17 protein-coding genes and 1 tRNA gene are annotated in these 20990 nt (G+C 46.5%); 9 read left to right on the top strand and 9 right to left on the bottom strand.

Features of this window, described 5'->3' with window-relative positions:
• Nucleotides 1-9: 9 nt before the first annotated feature.
• Nucleotides 10-612, bottom strand: coding sequence for a hypothetical protein (locus tag AB0L18_RS25145; RefSeq protein WP_367390079.1), 603 nt, complete (start codon nucleotides 610-612; stop codon nucleotides 10-12).
• A gap of 95 nt (nucleotides 613-707) precedes the next feature.
• Between AB0L18_RS25145 and AB0L18_RS25150 the strand changes: the two genes are divergently transcribed.
• The 8 genes from AB0L18_RS25150 (at nucleotide 708) to AB0L18_RS25185 (ending at nucleotide 9850) form a co-directional block, all read left to right on the top strand.
• Nucleotides 708-779 (top strand) — tRNA-Arg (locus AB0L18_RS25150).
• A gap of 204 nt (nucleotides 780-983) precedes the next feature.
• The gene (locus AB0L18_RS25155) at nucleotides 984-2789 is read left to right on the top strand and encodes a tetratricopeptide repeat protein (RefSeq protein ID WP_367390080.1); all 1806 of its coding nucleotides are present in this window, start codon (nucleotides 984-986) and stop codon (nucleotides 2787-2789) included.
• 8 nt (nucleotides 2790-2797) lie between these two features.
• On the top strand, nucleotides 2798-4030 hold the full coding sequence (locus AB0L18_RS25160) for an MFS transporter (protein WP_367390081.1): 1233 nt from the start codon (nucleotides 2798-2800) through the stop codon (nucleotides 4028-4030).
• 88 nt (nucleotides 4031-4118) lie between these two features.
• Nucleotides 4119-6515, top strand: coding sequence for a carboxypeptidase-like regulatory domain-containing protein (locus AB0L18_RS25165; protein ID WP_367390082.1), 2397 nt, complete (start codon nucleotides 4119-4121; stop codon nucleotides 6513-6515).
• Between the two features lie 88 nt (nucleotides 6516-6603).
• A complete protein-coding gene (locus AB0L18_RS25170; RefSeq protein WP_367390083.1) occupies nucleotides 6604-7845 on the top strand; it encodes a serine hydrolase domain-containing protein in 1242 nt (413 codons plus the stop codon).
• Between the two features lie 6 nt (nucleotides 7846-7851).
• Nucleotides 7852-8535: a DUF4386 domain-containing protein gene (locus AB0L18_RS25175; protein ID WP_367390084.1), complete on the top strand. Its 684-nt coding sequence runs from the start codon at nucleotides 7852-7854 to the stop codon at nucleotides 8533-8535.
• Complete coding sequence (locus tag AB0L18_RS25180; protein ID WP_367390085.1) at nucleotides 8532-9224, top strand: hypothetical protein; 693 nt, start codon at nucleotides 8532-8534, stop codon at nucleotides 9222-9224. Before AB0L18_RS25175 ends, AB0L18_RS25180 begins: the two co-directional genes overlap by 4 nt.
• A gap of 56 nt (nucleotides 9225-9280) precedes the next feature.
• Complete coding sequence (locus AB0L18_RS25185) at nucleotides 9281-9850, top strand: hypothetical protein (RefSeq protein WP_367390086.1); 570 nt, start codon at nucleotides 9281-9283, stop codon at nucleotides 9848-9850.
• A 144-nt stretch (nucleotides 9851-9994) separates the two neighbouring features.
• Here AB0L18_RS25185 and AB0L18_RS25190 read toward each other — a convergent pair whose 3' ends face one another.
• The 5 genes from AB0L18_RS25190 to AB0L18_RS25210 all read right to left on the bottom strand — a co-directional run bounded on the left by AB0L18_RS25190 (nucleotide 9995) and on the right by AB0L18_RS25210 (nucleotide 17127).
• Entirely contained in the window at nucleotides 9995-12079 is a 2085-nt protein-coding gene (locus AB0L18_RS25190; RefSeq protein ID WP_367390087.1) for a zinc-dependent metalloprotease, read from the bottom strand.
• 55 nt (nucleotides 12080-12134) lie between these two features.
• A complete protein-coding gene (locus AB0L18_RS25195) occupies nucleotides 12135-13886 on the bottom strand; it encodes a hypothetical protein (RefSeq protein WP_367390088.1) in 1752 nt (583 codons plus the stop codon).
• 646 nt (nucleotides 13887-14532) lie between these two features.
• Nucleotides 14533-15114 carry a hypothetical protein gene (locus AB0L18_RS25200; RefSeq protein WP_367390089.1) on the bottom strand — a complete coding sequence of 194 codons (582 nt, stop codon included), beginning with the start codon at nucleotides 15112-15114 and terminating at the stop codon, nucleotides 14533-14535.
• A 162-nt stretch (nucleotides 15115-15276) separates the two neighbouring features.
• A complete protein-coding gene (locus AB0L18_RS25205; RefSeq protein ID WP_367390090.1) occupies nucleotides 15277-16434 on the bottom strand; it encodes a DEAD/DEAH box helicase in 1158 nt (385 codons plus the stop codon).
• Nucleotides 16435-16626: 192 nt separating this feature from the next.
• Entirely contained in the window at nucleotides 16627-17127 is a 501-nt protein-coding gene (locus AB0L18_RS25210) for a hypothetical protein (RefSeq protein ID WP_367390091.1), read from the bottom strand.
• A gap of 269 nt (nucleotides 17128-17396) precedes the next feature.
• Between AB0L18_RS25210 and tnpA the strand changes: the two genes are divergently transcribed.
• Complete coding sequence (tnpA, locus tag AB0L18_RS25215) at nucleotides 17397-17873, top strand: IS200/IS605 family transposase (RefSeq protein WP_367390092.1); 477 nt, start codon at nucleotides 17397-17399, stop codon at nucleotides 17871-17873.
• 132 nt (nucleotides 17874-18005) lie between these two features.
• Here tnpA and AB0L18_RS25220 read toward each other — a convergent pair whose 3' ends face one another.
• From AB0L18_RS25220 to AB0L18_RS25230, 3 genes are all read right to left on the bottom strand, one after another.
• Nucleotides 18006-18305 (bottom strand): chaperone modulator CbpM, encoded by a 300-nt coding sequence (locus AB0L18_RS25220; protein WP_367390093.1) that lies wholly within the window; start codon nucleotides 18303-18305, stop codon nucleotides 18006-18008.
• Nucleotides 18305-19219 carry a DnaJ C-terminal domain-containing protein gene (locus tag AB0L18_RS25225; protein ID WP_367390094.1) on the bottom strand — a complete coding sequence of 305 codons (915 nt, stop codon included), beginning with the start codon at nucleotides 19217-19219 and terminating at the stop codon, nucleotides 18305-18307. The genes AB0L18_RS25220 and AB0L18_RS25225 overlap by 1 nt, the downstream gene beginning before the upstream one ends.
• 89 nt (nucleotides 19220-19308) lie before the next feature.
• Nucleotides 19309-20979, bottom strand: coding sequence for a hypothetical protein (locus AB0L18_RS25230; protein WP_367390095.1), 1671 nt, complete (start codon nucleotides 20977-20979; stop codon nucleotides 19309-19311).
• Nucleotides 20980-20990: the final 11 nt, after the last annotated feature.

A 20990-nucleotide genomic window follows, 5' to 3' on the forward strand; every position in this document is an offset into this window, starting at 1 on the left:
TTTAAAATTCTAATAATGTTTAGCAAACCAGAGCAACTTTTGCTGACCAGCCTCCTGACAATAACGAGCCAGTGCCTGTACATCCAGGTGGAAGGCCGTTATGATTTGCTCTTCCTCCGAGTGTTCAGGAATCGCTTGTTCCAGGTAGGGTTTTAGCCAGTCTTGATCCTGGTATTTGATGGCTCGCCAGAAAAAAGGATAGGCAGTAATCAGTTGCAGCATCTTGTCTACCTCTTCTTTGAGCCCACGAAAACTCGACCATCCTTGCTGTAGCATATCATCTGCGATCTCATCATCTATTTCTCCCGTTTTCATGGAGGTGGCCAGCTGGTAGGTGCGTAGCATCAAATCTTTATCGGTACGCTCGCCGAGAAATTCCCACTCCTCTTCGTCGGGGTCATAGCGCATAAATATTGCTGGTTCTTGCTCCAAAACGGGGTGTAAAAGCTCCTCCAGATCAATCTCAAACAAGCGCGCCAATTGGCGCAAGATAGCCGCTTTGCCCTTCTGTTCAACATCCGTCGCTATCAGGTACATCATCTGAGGAGAAAGTGCTGGCATTTCAAGTCCTTTGACCTCAATAGGATTTACAAAGTAAAACGCTTTGTGCATACGTGAATACAAATTTTCGGAAAGATACAAGCTTTTACCCAGCCAGGAAGATGGAATAAGCCTAAACATCTTATATTTGCCGTCTACTTTTTTATGGCCTCATAGTTCAAGGGATAGAACAAGCGTTTCCTAAACGCTAGATCCGAGTTCGAATCTCGGTGAGGTCACTACTTTTGATAATTCTAGCGAGATGAGAAGTCTATCCCGCGTAATGCAATGGAGCGGGAAGTCTCGGTGGGGCTACAACTTTTTGTAATTCTACCGAGACAAGAAGTTTATCCCTTGATTGCGCCAGCGCCTATAGTCACTCCATCTCCAAGTTTTGCCTATCTTTGGCAGCGTTACCAACCCATAACTCACTTACTTAAAGCATGAGCCTTCTGCCGGAGAAGAAATCCATTGCGGTGCTACCTTTTGTCAATATGAGTGCTGATCCTGAGAATGAGTACTTTAGTGATGGAATCACGGAGGAAATCATCAATGCACTCACGACTATCGAAGAGTTGAAAGTGATCGCTCGTACTTCCTCCTTTGCTTTTAAGAATAAACATATTGATATCCGAACCATCGGCCAGCAGCTGGGCGTAAGTACCATTCTAGAAGGGAGTATCCGCAAAGCTAACAATTGGGTAAGAATCACCGCGCAGCTTATCGACACTGCTGATGGGGCACACCTTTGGGCACAGAATTTCGACCGGGAGATGAACAATATTTTTGCCCTCCAGGATGAAATCAGCTTACTCATCGCCGACCAAATACGAGAAAATTTCGGGCACTTCAATATCCGGACGATCACCAAAGGGATGCCTACCAAAAACACGGATGCCTACGAAGCGCTCCTCCAAGGTAGCTATTACCTCAAGCGCAAGGATTTTGAGGATATCAAAAAGGCGCTAGGCTATTTTCAACAAGCCGTAACGCTTGATCCACAGTACGCGCAGGCTTACGCTTATATTGGCGAAACTTATCTACACCAAGCTGGTTTTGGCATGCTCTCCAACACCGAGGCGCATGGTAAGGCACGAATAGCTGCCAAGAAAGCCCTCAGCATCAACCATCAAGAACCCCTCGCGCACAAGGTGCTAGCCTATATTCACTTTTTCTTCGATTGGGACTGGGATGCCGCTTTGTTTCAGTACAATAAAGCCATTGAAAATGGCCTACCGAATCAGAATGAGTTCATTTCCTATTATTACATCTTCATCCAAAAAGACTACGATCGGGCCATCCATGTCGCGCAACAATTGTTGGATACCGATCCGCTACACGTCATTGGGCATTGGCAATTAGGCTTGTGCTATTTCTTTGCCAAAAGGTTCGAAGAGGCCCTTCAAGCCTTCGATAATGCACTCATGATTGATGGCGATTTTGGGGAGGCCCAACGATGGCGGGGATTAGTATTGGGCTATCTTGGAAAGTTTGACCAAGCACAACAAGCGATCCATAGAGCATTGGATATTTCAGGTGGTGAAGGTTTGGCCAAGCTGGACCTCCTCATGGTGAAAATTTTGATGGGTAAGAAAAAGGAAGCTATCACTGAGATTGGCCAAACAAGCTACATTGACCCCATGGATCCGGCAATGTTATATACTATGCTGGATATGCCCGACGAAGCCACAGCTTGGTTGGAGCGAGGCTACCAGGAGCGTTCCGTAATGTTGGTTACCCTAAAACATCACTGGATATGGGACAATATCAGGTCAGACAAACGATTTCAGGCTATTTACGATAGAATGAATTTTACTGATCAAAGTAATTACCGCCCCTCTCCCATCAAAACCTTGGTGATATCCGAAAAAACGGCTTCCAGTTCGGTGCTAATGACACCGGAAGAAATTGAACAATACCTGATTCCACTCGATCGCAGTATGACGGAAGAACAATTGTTTCTGGATTCGTCTTTATCCTTGCGGCAACTGGCGGAACATATTGACCTTCATCCCAATAAATTATCGTGGTTGTTGAACGAGCAGGTCGGCAAAAATTTCAATGAATACATCAATGCTTTCCGACTTAAAGTCTTTAAAACCAAAGCGCTTGACCCCAACAATAGCCACCTGACTTTACTGGGACTTGCTTATGAAAGCGGCTTCAATTCCAAGACGGTTTTTAATGCATTTTTCAAAAAGGTAGAGGGAATGACTCCGCGTAGATGGGTAAAATCCCAACAGGAATGATAAGTACCATGACTAATAATCTTCCATCCAAATTCACGCCTTACCAACTATTTTTGGTCATTGTCATCCCTTTGATATTATTTACCATTGTGGTAGACTTTATGCTGCTCTCCGCCTTGAGTGCGATTCTATTACCTGCTCTTGAGGTGACGACACGAGAGTTTGGTTTGCTCGTCTCGGCTTATGCTTTTAGTGCCGGTATTTCCGCTTTTGCAGCAGCAGGCTATGCTGATAAATTTGACCGCAAACAGCTCCTCTTGTTTTTCTATTCTGGGTTTATCTTAGGTGTTTTTTTATCTTCTCTAGCAAATTCTTACACGGCACTTTTCCTTGCCAGAATCATTACGGGTTGTTTTGGAGGAGTAGTTGCTTCGATTTGTTTTGCGATAGTGACTGACATCTTTGCGGTAAAGCAACGAGGGCGTGCGATGGGCTTTATCCAGATGGCCTTTGCCGGAGGGCAAATCCTGGGTTTGCCAGCAGGCCTCTACCTGGCAACACACCTGCATTGGCATTTGAGCTTTGCAGCGATTTTTTTTCTGGGGCTGACACTCTTGTTCTTGATTTATAAAAAAATGACCCCCGTCGACCAGCATTTACTAGATGCGAAAGGTACTCTACCCTTGAAACATATAGCTAAAGCCATTAAAAACAGGAATTATCTACATGTTTTCAGCAACAATGCACTGATCGTTACAGGGGATGTAGCATTGATGACTTTTGGTTCTGCATTCATCAGCAACAATTTGAATGTTGCCCTTGAAGATTTGCCCCTTATTTATGGAGTCGCCGGGTTAGTAACGTTTATTGCAGCACCATTAGTAGGAAAAGTTACCGATCACTATGGGCCTCTAAAAATCTTTATTGCAAGCACCCTGCTTACCCTGATAACAGTAGGCGTATTCACCCACCTACAGGAAACTCTTTTGTGGCCCCTCATTGGCTTGCACACCTTGCTTTTTGTAGGGATCAATGCCCGAATGATTACTTCTGCATCGCTAGCCACGGTCATTCCGAAAAAGCAGGAGCGAGGTTCCTTTATGGCCGTAGATGCCGCTTTACAACAAGCAGCGGCGGGGGTGGCTGCCGTAGCAGCAGGGCTGATTGTCTTCCAATCGGCAGATGGGTTAATACAACGATTCTCCCTACTGGGTGGGCTGGTCATGGTAGTCATGAGTATTACCATAGGATTGATGTACCGGATACACCTCATCGCAAAAAGTACCGAATCTCATAATTAGTCCATAAATATAATCCCGGACGATGGTGGTGATGGCAGCCTCCATCTTTGCGTCAACAAAAATGCACTGAGCACAAAAATTTGTTGATATGCAAAACTTAATTCTAAGTCCACTACTCATCCTCTTCTTTGCCCTTTGCGGTTATGGGCAAGAGCTTTCGCAGACCGTTCGTGGCACCATAATTGACGCCAATACGCGCCAACCCATTATTGGTGCAGAAGTCATCATCATTAACAGTGAGCCACTGCGAGGCGATGTCACTGATACTGATGGTAAATTTAAGATCACGCAAGTACCACTGGGCCGCATTGACCTACGGCTGGCTTACCTTGGGTACGACAATACACTCGTTCCTAATATTGTGGTCAATTCTGGTAAAGAAGTCGTTTTAGATCTTACCATGGAACAGGCTGCTATTGAAATGGAAGAGGTCATTGTGAAGGCCTTTCAAGGCAATGGCACACCTACCAATTCAATGGCCTTGATCAGTGCTCGCTCTATTTCTACGGAGGAGATCTCCAGAATGACTGGCAGTTTTAATGATCCTGCTATTATTACCGCCAACTACGCTGGTGTTGCAAATTCTGGCACTGGCGGCAATGACATCATCGTTCGAGGCAATTCTCCTAAATACATGCAGTGGACGCTGGAAGGCGTACCCATTACCAACCCCAACCACTTTGCTGACCAGAATGCAGTTCTCGGCGCTACCAGCACCCTGAATACCAACTTACTGGCTACATCGGATTTTTACATGGGCGCCTTCCCCGCAGCTTTCGGGAACGCTTTGTCTGGTGTTTATGATGTAAAATTAAGAAACGGTAATAATGAAAAACGAGAGTCTACCTTCGGTATCGGCTTACTGGGCACCGACCTGACCTTTGAGGGGCCACTTCGGCAAGGGTACGGAGGCTCTTTTTTAGTCAACTACCGCTACTCTACAGCTAGTATCCTTAGCGATGCGGGCTTAGTAGAAGTAGATGGAAATCCAAGGTTTCAGGATGCGGCTTTTAAATTGCATCTACCTACCCAAAAAACGGGCACCTTTTCTCTGTTTGGTTTGGGTGGTAAGAGTGATTTTCTGATTGTCAATGCGACGCCCGAAGACTGGGATACACCCGGTGATGAGATCATGAGTGGTTTGATTTTTGAGGATTACGAAAAAGCTTCCTACCTCTTCAATACGGGGCTGAACCACACTATTAGCTTGGGGAAACAGGGTTATCTCAAAAGCTCCCTATCTTATTCACTGGAGGGTATTGATGACGATGTTTACCAAAAAACCGACTCTCTGGGTACTGGAGTAAACAGTTATACCAGCAAATTACGTAAGAATACCTATCGCGCCAGCAGCGTCTACCACCGAGAGATTCGTCCTCAGCATAGTTTACAAGTAGGTGCTATTTACACGTTATTCGACCAGTTGATCGACCAGCGTATGCGACCTGCCATCGATTCTCCATTCAGTGCGCTGCTAGACCTTGACAAGCAATTGGGCAATCTCCGTAGTTACGTAAGTTGGAAGTACCGCATGAACGATGCCATAAGCCTGGTTGGTGGCCTGCACAATACCAATGTGTTTTTTAACCAAAAACATACCCTAGAACCTCGCTTGTCGGCTCGCTGGCAAGTCAATGATCGCAACACCATGAGTTTTGGCTACGGGAAGCACAGCTCAATGGAAAGCATCCATCATTATTTTGCAAAAATTGAAACCAGCGAAGAAACATTTATCCAACCCAACGAAGACCTGGACTTACTGAAAGCTCACCATTTTGTACTAGGTTATGAACATCAATTTGCTCCCGGATTGATCGGAAAAATTGAAGCCTACTACCAGCATCTGTATGACTTGCCCGTAGAGAACAATGATACCAGCTACTACGCAACCATCAACGAAGGTGCCGAGATCAGATACGTTGACCTGGTCAATGAAGGGAGGGGGCGAAATTACGGAGTAGAACTTTCCCTTCAGCGGTTTTTCGCTGATGGCTACTACTTCCTAGCCAATACCTCCATCTATGAATCTGAGTACAAATCGCTGGAAGGTATTATGCGCAACACCCGCTTCAACAGCAACTATTTGATCAATTTGGTCGGAGGCAAAGAATTCACCCAACTGGGTAAAAAGTGTAACAAAACCCTTGGAATCAACGCTAGATTCTTTATAGGCGGTGGACAAAAAGTACTCCCGATCTTACGGGATGCCCAAGGCAAAGCAGCAGTAGATACAGCGAATAATCAATACTGGGATTACGCCAATGCCTATGAAAACGATCTGGAAGACATTTACCAGCTTACCCTCTCGGTCAGTTACAAAATCGCCCGAAAATCCGCTACCCATGAGCTGTTTCTCAATCTAGAGAACGTCACCAATAACAAAGGGAAGCTGACTGAATATTACGACCGAAATGCTCCCGACGGTATTAACAATACGACACAGTTTGGGTTGTTGCCCAATATCTTGTACCGGGTTTATTTCTAATAGACTGTCAAGTTTAGCTTGCAGGATGATAGCCCTTTGGGAAAACATGACCCCAAAAACCGAATGCTTACCTTAAAAAAATCAACAGATGAAAAACATATTTCTTTTTTTAATCACTTTCTTACTGGTTACACTTTTCACCGTCTCTTGCGACAAAGATGATGACATTCAACTGCCGCCAACCAGCATTGAGACGAGAGATGAACTGACCGCAGTTTTGAATACTATTTATGAGGATGCTGAAGCCCCTGGGTTTGCGGTTTCCGTCATCAAGAATGACTCCTTGATCTACCAGGAAGCCTTCGGGAAAGCAGACATCGCAGCTGGAAAGGATTTCACCAATCAGACTTTACTCCCTATCGGTTCCATTAGTAAAACATTTATTGCCGCAGCGATAGTAAAAGCAATAGATCAGGGCTACTTTACCTTGGAGACCAACATCAATGATGTACTGCCCTTTGATGTCAATAACCCCAAACAACCCAACACTCCCATCAAGGTGAAGCACCTGGTGACGCACACTTCAGGGCTACTGGACAACTTTGAATACTACCTCACCGCTTACCATATCCTGCCTGGCGAGGAGCTTACTAGTACGGGTGCACAAATACTTATGGATGTTGGAGCAGAACAAAGGCAGACCATTGCTCTAGGTGATTTTCTGGCAGACTACTACCAACCACAGGGTGCTGGCTACAGTTTGGAAAATTTTGCCGATACGGCTCCTGGCAGTAGCTGGCAGTACTCGAACATAGCCTCCTCCCTGGCCGCATATTTGGTAGAAGTAGCAACGGGAGAAGATTTCAAGGACTATGTCGAGGAAAACATCTTCCAGCCACTGGGTATGTATGCTACAGCTTATGATTTGGAAGATTTGAATCCTGCTCACGTTGCTCAACTCTACTGGGATCAACAGACATCTTTCCCCAAATATACCAATGATTCCTATCCCGATGGTGGTGTGCAAACCTGCAGCGAAGACCTTGCAAAATACCTGCTAGATATGATGAAGGGCGTGCGTGGGCATTCCACTACCTTGTTCTCGCCAGCGTCATATGAAGTACTATTTTCGACCTTACTGCCCGATGGAGTCTTACCGGCTTATGCTGGTGATCAGCAGGGAGTATTCTGGTTTTTTGAAGACGGAATGATCAGCCACGATGGTAGCGACCCAGGCACGACTTGCGATCTTCGGTTTGACGAAGCGGGAACGACTGGGGCTATACTTCTGGTCAATATGGATGCCTCTACAGACGAACACGAGGAAGCTTACATCCATCTTGCGACAGCTATTTTAACAGCTATCAGCGAATTTTCTGACGCGAATTAAATCATTATGAATAACAAGAAAAATATTGCAAGAAGTGCAGGACTGCTGTATTTAGTTGTGATTCTCTTTGGCACCTTTGCGGAATTGCATGTACGCGCTGAACTGGTTGTCCCGGGCCATTCCCAAGCAACGGTGAGTAATATTCTTAATCATCAGTTATCGTTTAGGCTGGCTTTTCTCAGTGATCTAGTCATGCAAGTTGCTTTTTTCTATTTGGCGCTGACCTTGTATCGCTTGTTTCAGCCAGTAAACCAGCGATATGCATTATCGATGCTGCTGAGTGTTGCCATTGGAGTGGCGATTATGAGTTTGAATATGCTCCATCATTTTGCGGTCATTTTGCTACTCAACGAAGGGGCTTATCTCAGTGCTTTTAATAGTGAACAAATCACAGGCTTAGTAGCATTGTTTCTCGACCTCCATAAATATGGCTATAGAATAGCACAGGTATTCTTTGGAATCTGGTTATTTCCGCTTGGTTATCTGGTCTGTCAATCGGGCTACTTTCCCAAGTTCATTGGTATTCTACTGCTACTAGCTGGAGGTAGTTTCGTAGTGGATTTCTTCCTGTTTTTCCTGCAGTCAAATTACAGTGCAGCCACTTCTTCGCTGGTCACGCTACCTACTGTCATCGGGGAATTCTCCTTCTGCGTTTGGTTATTAATAAAAGGGATAAAAACAACAGCATGAAGTTTCCCAAACAAAACAGAAAAGACCATGGGCCGTTGGAAGACAAGTACTACCATCTACTAGACCAACTGCTCATTCCCTACCAACTGATGAATATAGAAACCAGTTTTGGCGATACGCATATCGTATTGATCGGCCCCAAAGACAAACCACCCTTGGTACTCTTACATCAGGAACAAAGTAATGCTGCTTTGGTAGTTACAGCCTTCAAAAATCTATTGCAAAATTTTCGTGTCTACGCAATTGACATAATAAGTAACCATACGAGCGCCCAATTTGTGCTTAGAAAAACGGACACATCATATGGACAGTGGATGTTTGAAGTAATTACCCGATTAAATATTACGGGCGGCACCTTGGTAGGTCTGAACAAAGGAGGATTTATCGCCTGGAAATCGTTGCATTTTTTGAAAAGTCGGATCACGAGTGCATTCTTAATAGATCCTGAAGGCATCATTGCCGGAGAAAATTACCCCGTGATTACCTTGGAAGAGGCCCAGTGTATTTCTACACCCTTATACATGATTGCTACAATAGGGCCACCTTCTTTTGCCGGAAGAAAACTATTGGCACAAGCCAAAACTATCTTCTCATCGCTAGTAGCAACATTATTACTCGATCAGACCAGTCTCACATCCTCAGTTGATAGGTATGAACGTATCACCCATTTTATCAAAATACAACTTTAAAAACCTTCGGCAATTTCCCTAAATAGAAACGGTAATTGCTCCAAAATTCAACAACAATGAAAAACGTATTGCTATTCGCACTCCTAGTGAGCGCCTTGAATCTTTTTGCTCAAAACGGAGGAACCGTAGAGCGCAAAGGCTTTGTTTTCGGCGTGGGTATTGGTGGTGGCGTCATCAGTATTTCTGACAGTAACAGTGAAAATTCTTTTGACAAAGCCAGTGGGGGATTGAGCCTTCCCAACCTAAAATTAGGGATGATGCTTTCCGATCGAGTAGCCTTGTTAGCCACCTTTCCCGGAATGATCTACGAATATGACGGCAAAGATCGCAGCTTCGAAGGCCTGGTACCCGCTATTCAATACTGGGTAGACAATCGGTGGTGGGTAAGTGGTGGCATAGGTCTTGCTATTGATGCGCCAGCGTTGTATGAAGTAAAAAAATTTAAAGACGAAACCTTCAACGTTGGCTGTGCCGTCTCCTTGAGCACTGGCTATGAACTCCGCCAAACCGACAACTTCACAATTGACCTACAAAGCAAAATACACTTGGGCAGGGTATTCCTCGAGGGAGATGAATATCGCGACGGGGCTGCCTTCTCGGTAGGTATTGGCTTTACCTGGTATTGATACAATACTTAATTGAAAGGGGCTAGGACTTGCACCCTAGCCCCTTGGACATTCCTCATTCTCCGTGATGATTAATCCTCATATAAACATTGAGAATCGCAGGTAAATCTTTGCCCCAAGTACAAAGTACCTAGTACTATTAAGTTACTCCTTCATCACGGGCCGCACAATCGTCTCACTATCCGTTTGCAGTACGACGTAGTACATCCCTGCCGGCCAGGAGGACACATTGACTTCCGTGTTCAATTGGCCTTTTTCGAGTTTTTGATTTTGAGGCAAGGTATAAACCGTCTGGCCCAATTGATTGATGATGCGCAGGCCTGCTGAGGTTATCTCTTTTTCAGTGGTCAGATTCAGGTAGAGAATGTCTTGCGTGGGGTTCGGGTAGGCCGTAAGTTCGTTGCCTTGGGGGCTGGTAGCACTGTTTGCAATCCGCGTTCCTTGGGCATTGTCCTGGTCGTAAACGATCATGCTCATGGCAGCGGGATCGGTACAGAGATCATCCAGTATTTGGGCGATAAAAAGCTCCGTTGCGATAAAGCCCGGTTCCAGGATGATTTGGTTGCCCGCTTGAAAGACGACAACTTGCGGTGCTGCCCCAGTGGCCACCCCGGAAGAGGTGATGCTGCTGTTGGCATAGTAAATCCCATCAGGAATCGGTGCTCCGTTGACGGTGCGATCCGTAAACTCTTCGCAGCCACAATCCTCATCGGTGAGGCAGGCGGCAGTGAGAAACAAGCTGTTGATCACCGCTGCTACTTCCACATGGAAGCCGTTCAGGATATCCCGACCAATGGCCTGGGTATGGCAATAGCTCATGATCGTTCCGCGGCCATTGGGGGTGTTGGGCGCTACCGGATTCAAGGGATCAAAACAGGCACCACCTTCGGCAGCGCTTGCCTCGTCGGTTTCATCAACATTGAAGTCGCCCGCACAACACTCACAACCATCCAGATTGGTATCGCCGGGGCAATCGCCATCCTCGTCAATGCCATTGGTGAGCACCCAACTGTTGCCACAGTCATCAATCTGCTGGTTGTTGCCGGGGCCCCACACACAAGCTTGTGTGTGCCGTGCTCCCAGTAGATGCCCCATCTCATGCGCCACCCTGACAAAAGTGCTGGACGTAGACGGCAAACTGCTCACATCAAACGACGCGCCCAAGCTACCGCTCACACAGTGAGGCCCTGGCGCACCAGCACTACAGATACTGCCAATCCCATCGGCCAATCCGCCACCGATACCACGGGTAGTAATCAGATGAGCCAGGTCGCCATTGAAGACGGGTCGCGTGGCAATAAATTCATCCAATACGGCACCAGTTTCATCTTCATCATCCTCATCACTATAGGGGTCGGCTATGTCCCAGACGAAGATTTCAGACACCTCCATATTCACCTCAATATTGCGGTAAGCGATAATGGATTCGGCCATGACGCCCAGAATGTAGTTGGTCACTGCCAAGAGGCTGTTGCTGTGGTCGGTGTATACTTGAAATTCTGTTTCTACGTACACCTTCACACAACCGCCGCCGGCCATCATCTTGGTATCCGAAGATTTGGGTTTTTCCGTCGCTGGTGGTAAGGGCGTATCCACGGTATGACAATTCCAGTCGGCTTCTTCTCGAAGCAACTTTCTTTCATCAAAAAGGACATACTGCCCCGAATCATCCTGCATTTTGCCCAGCACATAGGTACTGGCACGATCGCCGATGAGCATCCGCAATTGGTCACCAAAAAGGCTCAGCGTAGCGATGGAATTGAGATCATCCTTTACGATGCCCGTGTAAAACAAGCCCGTTGGGCCCGTGATCGTTTCCTTGCCAGAGGCCGTATGTACCTTAAAGTTTTCAGTAACTACTTCAATCTGGGTCAATTCCAGGATGATGTCCTTCCCGGCACCTACCGGTACGGCGAAGCTGATATCTCGCGGTGCTTCCCGGAGGGTATTCATCAGGTCTTGGGCATCAAGCTCCAGCAGAATGGGATCGAGGACCCAATCTTGAAGTTGTTGAGCACTGCTACGATTGTTCGCCAGTCGAAACAGTTCTACTTCAGTCAGTTCACCTTCCAGTGCTTTGCGCTCTTGTATCAACTGAACCGTAGGTTTGAGGTTCTGTTCGACCTTGGGGTAGCGCTTGCCCGCAAGGGTATTGGTAATTAAATCTTGTCCGAAACCCAGGGTGCAACTCGCACACAAGCAGGCCAGGACGAGCCATAAGTTTTTCATAATCAAAGGATTTTAGGTTGGAGAATAGGTACTTGGTACTAAGTACCTTTTTCGCCTATTGTAAGCTAATGAGTACCAACACCAATCCTTTTCCTGCGTCGAGGCTGGTCATGGCTTTGCCAATGATGGCGCCTTGGGCCTGGGTGTAGTCGGTCACTTTCATGGCGTGGCCGGTGGTCGGGGAAGTCGTCAATAAATCACCGGGCTCAATGGCACCGTAGCTGGCATCTACATAAGCGTATACGCGGCCAGTGATGGCTACGGCTACATCGCCGTCGGCAAGCGTACCCGTTTGGCCAAAGACCATGGCGGTCTCTACATTGCCTGCCCCGCTAACAATACCTGCTACGGCACGATCGTGCGCACGATTGCTAAGCGTCAGCTCGCCAGCCTGGGTACGGTCGATAGACAGCACCATACCGGGCAGAATGGTAGAGGCATCTGCATCTGAGGTATTTACATTAAAGCGTTCGGCTAAATCCGCGCCGCCCGTCACGACGAGGCGTTTTCTAACTTCAACCTGCGAGCTCGTAACGAGGATCATCTCTTCATTATCGGCTTCGATGACCACGTTCCCACTTTGGTTTTCGATGAGTAAATCGCCACCAAGGTCTGCCAAGCGCTTGTTGTTTCCTGCCCCCATGAGGAGCTCGCCATCCAAGTCGAGGTCATTGGTGATACGGGCATTGTTGTTGACGCGCGTAAAACCATTGATGGTCGTCTGGCCATTCACTTCGAGGTTTTGGCTGATTCCGGCATCACCGCCTACGGAAAGGTTTTCACCGACGGTAGCATGGCGTGCAGTGGTAAAGTCCCGTCCCATATGAGCGTCGCGTGCTACATTGAGGTCATTACCTATTTGGGCATCGTTACCAACGCTGAGGTCGGCTCCAACGGCAGCGTTATTGCCAACAGTGGCATTATCTGTAACCGTTAGATTTCGGCCCACTGCAGCATCGCGGCCTACGCCAAGGTCACGCCCCGTTTGGGTATCGTCCACTACATGGAGGTTTTCGCCAATGCCGGCACCACCGGCAACGATCAAAGCGCCAGAAACAGGGTTAGTAGAACTGGTGCCGTCGTGGATGGTGGTTACGCCATTTACATCCAGGGTTTCGTCGATGATGGCATCCCCGCGGACGTCAAGGCGAGCGGTAGGTGCCAGGGTATTGATCCCAAAATCGCCGGTATTGGTGATGGTTCCGCGGTCTTCGTCATTGGTGATAAAAACGACGCTTTCATTGTTGCGGGTGCCGAGCGTGTTTTTCGCAGCACTGACGACGTTGCCGCCTACGTGCCAATCCTGGGCGGCATTGGAGAGGTCACATACAAAGTTGTTGCCAAGGTCGGTGCGGGAGAAAACGGTGAAGTCACCATAGGTTTTGCCGACAACATCAAGGTCATCGGTAGCGCCTGGCCAGACATTGCTCGGGCAGCGCGTGTAGATCGACTCTACGCAACTGTTGTCTCCGTTGGTGATCACAAAATAAGTGGTGTTGCCCAAAGTGCCGTTGACGGTGGTTGAGCCATCGATGGTCAGTAGTTGACCAGAAGTTACATTATTAAACGTCTGAATAAGGGTGGTGAGGCCGTTGTTGCGGTACACTTCGATGGTCACGTTGTCGTCGCCAAAGTAATAAACTTGCATTTCCACGAAATTCCCCACACAAGGGCAAGGGCCGGGGCAATCCTCGGGAGCAGGTTTAGAAGAACCGGTGCTTTCAATTTGAGCAGCAAGGCTACCCAGGGTAATAAATACAAAGAAGCTTAATAGACAAAATAGGGTCAGATGTTTTGAGGTGTTCATCTTGTTAATGGTTTTAGGTGATAAAGTGAATGATCGCAATTGATACCGCTTTATACCTTGGGATGAACGGGCGTTACTTTTTGGGGGATGTTTTTTCTAGATTCTTTTGAACCACATGAAGCACTTAAGGGAAGGTTTTTTGAACCATATCAGGGATTATAAGGAAATTTAAGGTGCAGGGTGTGGGGTGCGGATTGAGAAAAATACTTCCGAATTCTCACTTCCGACTTTTAATCCGGCGTACAGGGGTGCTAGCTCAACGGCCTAACGACCACACAGGAACTTACCCAACTTGCTGGGAACCTCCGCTGTCCATTTTTTATAAAGACCAGTCTTTTGGTGTGGGTAACTAAGAAAACAGTCACCTCATCGAAAAAAATCGATAAAGCTTTTTTTATTAGACTTGTTCTGCCGACGCATAGATTTCGTGCAGGGGTATCCTATCAAACTTCCTGGTTATGGCCGCGGAGAGCGTCATGTATTGGTAGCTCAAACAAAATGAACGTTGGACGTACTCGGAGGAGGTCGTCTGGCCAAGGTTTGCTGGACAGGGTCGCAAGAAACAGTATGTCTCACACGTAGTGTTATCGAATCCAAAGATGTTATTATTTCTAATTGACTATCAACAAAACACAACCACCCTCTACTAATGAAACCACGTTTGAAAAAAGAGAACTTCTTTCATTTCCTCAGCTTTATGTACAAACTCGATGACTTGAAAATGATCTTTCGTTATATCGTTACTAGTTCTAATTGTTTTTTGGTCTTTTATTGCATGCTCTACGATATTCTTTTTTGTTTCGATAATTGATTTCAAAACGAATTCATTATTCCAACTCTGACTAAAAATTTTCGGTGCTGAAGTAAATTGTTTACTGTGCTTGTATAATTCATCAAATAAGTGGTCTAATATAATTTCAAATTCGCTCTGTTGCAGATTTCGTTTGTACTTATTGTCAATTTGTGTAAATGGAAAGTTAGGATTTCCCTGACTTTCTGTCTTATGAAGTGATATTACGGAGAGCATATACCCGTCTGATAATATCTCAAAAATTCTATTTAGATAAAATATTTGAGTATTTAATTCATGCTTCATTATTTGAGATATTTTTGGTCCATAACCAGTAGATTTTTCGCGCGATTCCAAAAGATTTCTTCGCCTTAAAAGTTTCGTTTTGCGTATCAGGTTCCGCATAACCTTAGTCTGCTCTTTGACAGGAGTGATCATCCATTGCGGGCTAAAGCCACGCGAAACCCAAGAAAAATCAAGGCAAATTGTAGTCTTTCTATCCTATACGCTATTTGACAATATAGCTTCGCTCCAGACCAACAAAGTATCCTTTCAGCACACAAGGCGTAGCCTTCTAGTGTCTAAAACCATAGAATTGTGCTAGGCCTTATTCTTCCCTTCCAGCAATCTAGTGACCTCTTCATTATCCACAATATCCACCCATTTTTTCATTTTCTTTTGGATGACTTTGAAGTGGTGCTGATCCTCCTCGGTGACGAAGGAGATGGCTTCGCCGGGATTTTCGGCCCGTCCGGTTCGGCCGATGCGGTGGACGAAATCTTTGGGGGAGCGGGGCAATTCGTAGTTGATCACGAAAGGGAGAAACTCGATATCAATACCTCTGGCGAGCAAATCCGTGGCGACGAGCACCCTCACTTTGCCGGTCTTGAAATCATTTAAAGCTTGCGTTCTGGCTCCCTGGCTTTTTTTGCTGTGGATGGCAGCGGACGCAAACCGGTTTTTACTCAATTTGGAAGCCACCTGATCGGCTTGATAAACCGACGAGGTAAAGACGAGCACCTGCCTCATCTTCTTCGCCTTGATCAAATGCCGCAGCAGCGGGCCTTTTTGTTCCAGTGTGACGGTATAGGCCGATTGGTTGATGAGGTCGACGGTCTTTTCTTCCGGGGCGATGTTGATCACCAAGGGGTCTTGTAGGAGGACATTCCTCACGTTTTCCACGTTGGGGCTCAAGGTGGCCGAAAACAGGAGATTTTGCCTTTTTTTGGGTAAAAAGGTCAAGATTTTGTCCATTTCATCCTTGAAACCGAGGTTGAGCATCTTGTCCGCTTCGTCGAGCACCAGGATTTTTACAGCAGAGAGCTGAACGGCGTTCACACTTATCAGATCAAGCAATCGCCCTGGGGTAGCGACCAACACATTGACTTTGGGCAGCTCCTGCATTTGTACATTGATGGAAGCTCCGCCGAAAACGGCCAGCGATTTAAACCGAAAGGGTAAAGCCGCTCCGTATAACTTAAACACCCCTTCCACCTGAATGGCCAGTTCGCGGGTAGGTACCAGCACCAACACTTCCGCCTGCCTGGCCACGTGGGTGGTCGACTTTTCCAGATTGGCCAAAATAGGGAGCACGTAACTGGCGGTTTTTCCTGAACCTGTTTGGGCAATGCCCAGGAGGTCTTTACCCTCCAGAACAGCGGGAATGGCCATCTCCTGGATGGGATAGGCTTTGGTGAAATTTTGCCTTTCGAGCGCGGCCAGTAAATAAGCGGGTAAACCTAGCGGAGAAAATGACATATGGTAGTGGTAACGGATTTTTGCAAAGGTACGAGGAACGGTGGAACTGGGAGATTTTATTCCCTGATTAGGTTAAACTTAGTAAACAGGATAGAACACGCCTGCCTGCCCGTGAGGCACAGCCTGCCTGCAGCAGGCAGGCCGAGCAGGCAGGGATTTGACGGATTTTTACGGACTTTTTTTTGGATATACTCAAAGTAATCTTTCATCTTCGGTACTTGCTAGTACTTTTTCCTGGATTAACTCAGAAATATATGCGGGCCTTACCTTCCCTCTTTCAATATTAACTGTTGATGGCCTGACTCTTCCCATTTCACTTTCAGCAAATACTTGTCTTGATTGCTGGTCGTAGTAATAGTGAAACTGCCCCTGCCGATTACATAAATCATCTTCCACCAAGAAAGTAAACAGCAGTTCAAGGATGCTAGGAACAATGCGCTGAAAGTTTTTCCGAGTTGGTTCAAGGGATTTTAACAATGACCTTACTAGGCCTACACCGTACTTTGTCGTTGGAATTTCCTCAAAATCATCCGTATCCATGGCCTCCAGCCACAAGACAGGTAATTGTATCTCAAGAAGTTCTGATTTTTTCTTAAGCGAAGTTGAAATTCGTTGGAGCATGAGTCCCTTTGGAAGATAGGTAGCCTCCAGCAAATCTTTCCTCAAGTCTTCTAGCCGATTTTTGAAATCCATATTCTTTGCTTTCGGTATTCGACTTCATCAGAGGTCGTTATTGCACTCATTAGGATTGTTCTACCTATTTCCAAATCATCAAATAGCCTTGGTATAAAGATAATTCTGTATCTATGAGAAAACACCTCGGAGAGGTGAAATATTGGTAGAATAAAGACAAACAAAGAAACGACCTCGGGCGAGGTCGCACAATATCATGCATAGCCCTCCTATTTTGATCATAGGATTGATTATCGTAGTTTTATCCAAATTAAATAGACGCTCTCAATATGGCTGACGTATTCCACCAAATTTATATACAAACTATATTTGCTGTAAAAAATAGGCAATCACTCATTTCGCCCGAATGGGAAGATGATCTACAGCGGTATATTAGCGCAATTGTACAAAACAGAGGTAACAAAATGTTAGCTATAGGCGGAATGCCAGATCATATTCATATTTTCATGGGGCTAAAACCATCTGAAAAATTGTCAGATTTAGTACGAGAAATAAAAAAGAGCTCCAACAATTTCATTAAGTCTGAGTGTTTTTCTCCGTATAAATTTGAATGGCAAGCGGGCTTCGGAGCGTTTTCCTATAGCAGAAGCCATAGAGATGCAGTTTGTAAATATGTTTTGAATCAAAAAGAACATCACAAAAATCGGTCTTTTGAAGAAGAGTTTAGAAAGCTACTTGCAGATTTTGAAGTAGATATGGGAAAAAAGGAAATTTTTGATTTTTTCCTACCCGATCATCCAATCTAAACTGATATTCGACCTCATCCGAGGTCGTAATAGCATTTACAGACACTGTTCTACCAATAGATGACCTCTACCGAGGTCAATACGAAATGCCTTCAGCTACACACTGAGGCTTTTATTGTAAAAGAAACTCCCCTAAAACCCCGACAACCGCTCCATCTGCCGCCGCAAACGTTTCAGCTCTTCGCGCAGTGTTTTGCGTTCTTCCAGGAGTTCGTGTACGACGCAGAGGCCGGCTACATTGATATCCAAATCCTGGTTGAGGCGGAGGAGGCGCTCTAGTTTAGAAAGCTCATCAATGCCGAGATAGCCTTCTTCTTCGTTGGGGTATTCGATTTCGATGAGTTCGTATTCCTCCATTGCTACCAATAAGGAAGGACTTACTTGGTAAGAATGGCAAATTTGCTGGATGCTGAGGTATTTCGTGTGGTCCATTAACTGTTCTTTTTAGCAAGTTGGCGGAATAATGCTTTTTCCTCTTCGGTGAGGTTCTTAGGAAGCACGACTTGGTAAGTAAGGTAGAGATCGCCGAAGGTGCCCTCTTTTTTATAAACGGGAAAACCCTTGCCCTTTAGCTTCACTTTGGCACCATTGTCGGTTTCGGGCTTTACCTTTAGGCGAACTTTGCCATCCATGGTTTCGACGGTTATTTCGCCACCCAGAAGAGCCGTGTACAGATCGAGCGGTACCTCCAAATACAAGTCATCTCCTTCCCGGTGGAACGGGGTATCGTTGACGATATCAAAGCGGATGTACAAATCTCCAGCGGGGCCACCGTTCACGCCCTGACCACCCTGGCCTTTGATTTTGATTTCCTGTTGGTCTTTGATGCCTGCCGGGATGGTGAAGCGCAGATTTTTGCCGTTGACCACCACCGTTTGCTTTTGGGTTTGGTAAACGTCCGAAAGCTTCAAGCTCAGACTAGCGTGAAAGTCTTGCCCGCGAAAGCGAGGGCTGCGCCGACCGAAAGGATCGCCACCACCGGCCGAAGATTGCCCTCCAAACATGGATTCAAAGAAATCAGAAAAATCAGCATCTCCTCCTCCCCTATTATTGCCACGGCTGCGGCCCGCCGATTGGTACTGTTGCTGTGCTCTCCGTTGCTTTTCAATTTCATCTGCGTGCTCCCAGTCTTTGCCGTACTTATCGTACTTTTTGCGGTTCTCCGGGTTACCGAGGACCTCGTTGGCCTCGTTGACTTCCTTAAATTTCTTCTCCGCTTCCTGGTCGCCAGGGTTGAGGTCGGGATGGTATTTGCGGGCGAGTTTGCGGTAAGCCTTTTTTATCGCTTTTTCGTCAGCATCTTTACCTATTCCCAAAATTTGGTAATAATCGATGAAAGCTGCCATTGATGATGTGGATTATCTTTTTACAACAATATTAAACTTAGCGTTTGTTCGAAATTCTAAAAAATTCCCGAACAAACGCTAGTGAAAAATTATCCGCCACCTCCAGATTTTCTAGGTTTATCCGTAGTTGTAGGTTTACGAACCGGAGCTGGCGCTTGTTTGGTCGGCCGGGTAGGCGCTGGTTGGCTCGTACGTGGAGCAGAAGGGGTCGGACTGGGGCGTCTTTCAATGCGTTCGGCCGGCGGTTGACTTGGCCGAGGTGCTTCTTTTTGAGGCTGTTCCCAGGTATTCCGATGGTATTCTTCGGCTTGGCGGGAGGGCCTGGCGGCAGCTGGAGGCAAGGGGCGATCTGCGCTCGAAGGGTTCGTTTTCGGGGCAACATTGCCCGGGCGCTGAGTCGTTGGTGCAGGCCTATCCTGCTCATTACTGGTAGCTGCCCGTGGTGGAGCAGTCGCTCGCAAAGTCTCGTAAGAACGGGTATTGCGATCCAGGTACTTGTCGGCCGTTAATTCCTTGCCAGGATTGCGTTGGTTGTACCGCTGGAGATCATACTCGAATTCACCGTATTCCTTGAAATTACTGGGATTGCGCGTGGTATGTTGTATCCATTCATCGGAAATGACGTTCCGCCGGTTTTCCCGCCACACGTGTACGCCCGTCACTATACCACTGTGGTAATTGGTGTGATGGTAATAATGGTTGACAAAATGACTGGACAAGCCTGGCCACCAGATATGGTGTTCGGGGCGATTAAAATACCAGTAGGTAAAATGATAGGAAGGAAGGCGCAGTACCACTATGACCTGCATGTTCCAGGAAGGAAAACCCCAGTCATACCACAAGGGATAAGGTCGCCAGCAAGGATAATCGTACCAGCTTGGGTAACCCAACCAATAGGGGTAATGGTAATAATAATGAACATCTACCCGCTCCGGTGTTTCTTCCTGGTAGTACACATCATCCCCATCCTCATAATACAGGTCATCATAGGCATACTCATCGGCATAAGCAGCAGCGGCTACTTCCAGTTGCTCCGCTAGCTCCGGATTCGCTTCTAGTTCTTGTTTCCAGTCTTCCAACTCCTGGGCATTTTTTCGGGCAACCACTAAACTGAGGCTATCCATTTGTGCAATCAGCCAATCGGGATCACTACGGTACTGTTCTCCTACGAGAAGGGTAAGGCTGATATTCTCCGTCAGCAAATCCAATACTTCGGGCAGGGCCAGCAGGGTTTGCATTTGATCCTGGACGGTACCGGGGTAAGCCGCTAATACCTGTTGGAAAGCACTTGTGGCAGCGGCTTGCAACTGATCAGCGTCGGTAATTAACGCCGAATAATTACGTAAGGCCTGAATGGCCTTTTCCTGAATGGCTTCGGAATAAGCGGGCAGTGCTTCACGAACAGTGCGATCGTTCGCATTCCTAAGGCTCGCCAATTGGTGGATTAAGCCGGGATAGCGGGATAAATCCCAGATAAGCTCCTGCACTTCACGAGGATATTCGTTCATCAAGTCCTGAAAAGAGGTACTGGTTTTTTCCTGAATGCGTTGCAATTTCACGAGTACCTCAGGGTAAAGAACAGCTTCCAGAATGCTGGCACGAGTAGCGGGAGGATAGAGTACCAGTGCTTCTATGGCCACTTGTTCCTCTTCCTGCAATTGAGCAAAAAAATCCTGATTGGTTTGCCCTTGAAGCAAAAATGACGAACAACCCACAAGTAGTAATAATGCCAGTAATTGACGCAGCAGATTATTTTTCATTTTCTTGGTTT

It is taken from the genome of Lewinella sp. LCG006 (assembly GCF_040784935.1).
GTDB lineage: Bacteria > Bacteroidota > Bacteroidia > Chitinophagales > Saprospiraceae > Lewinella.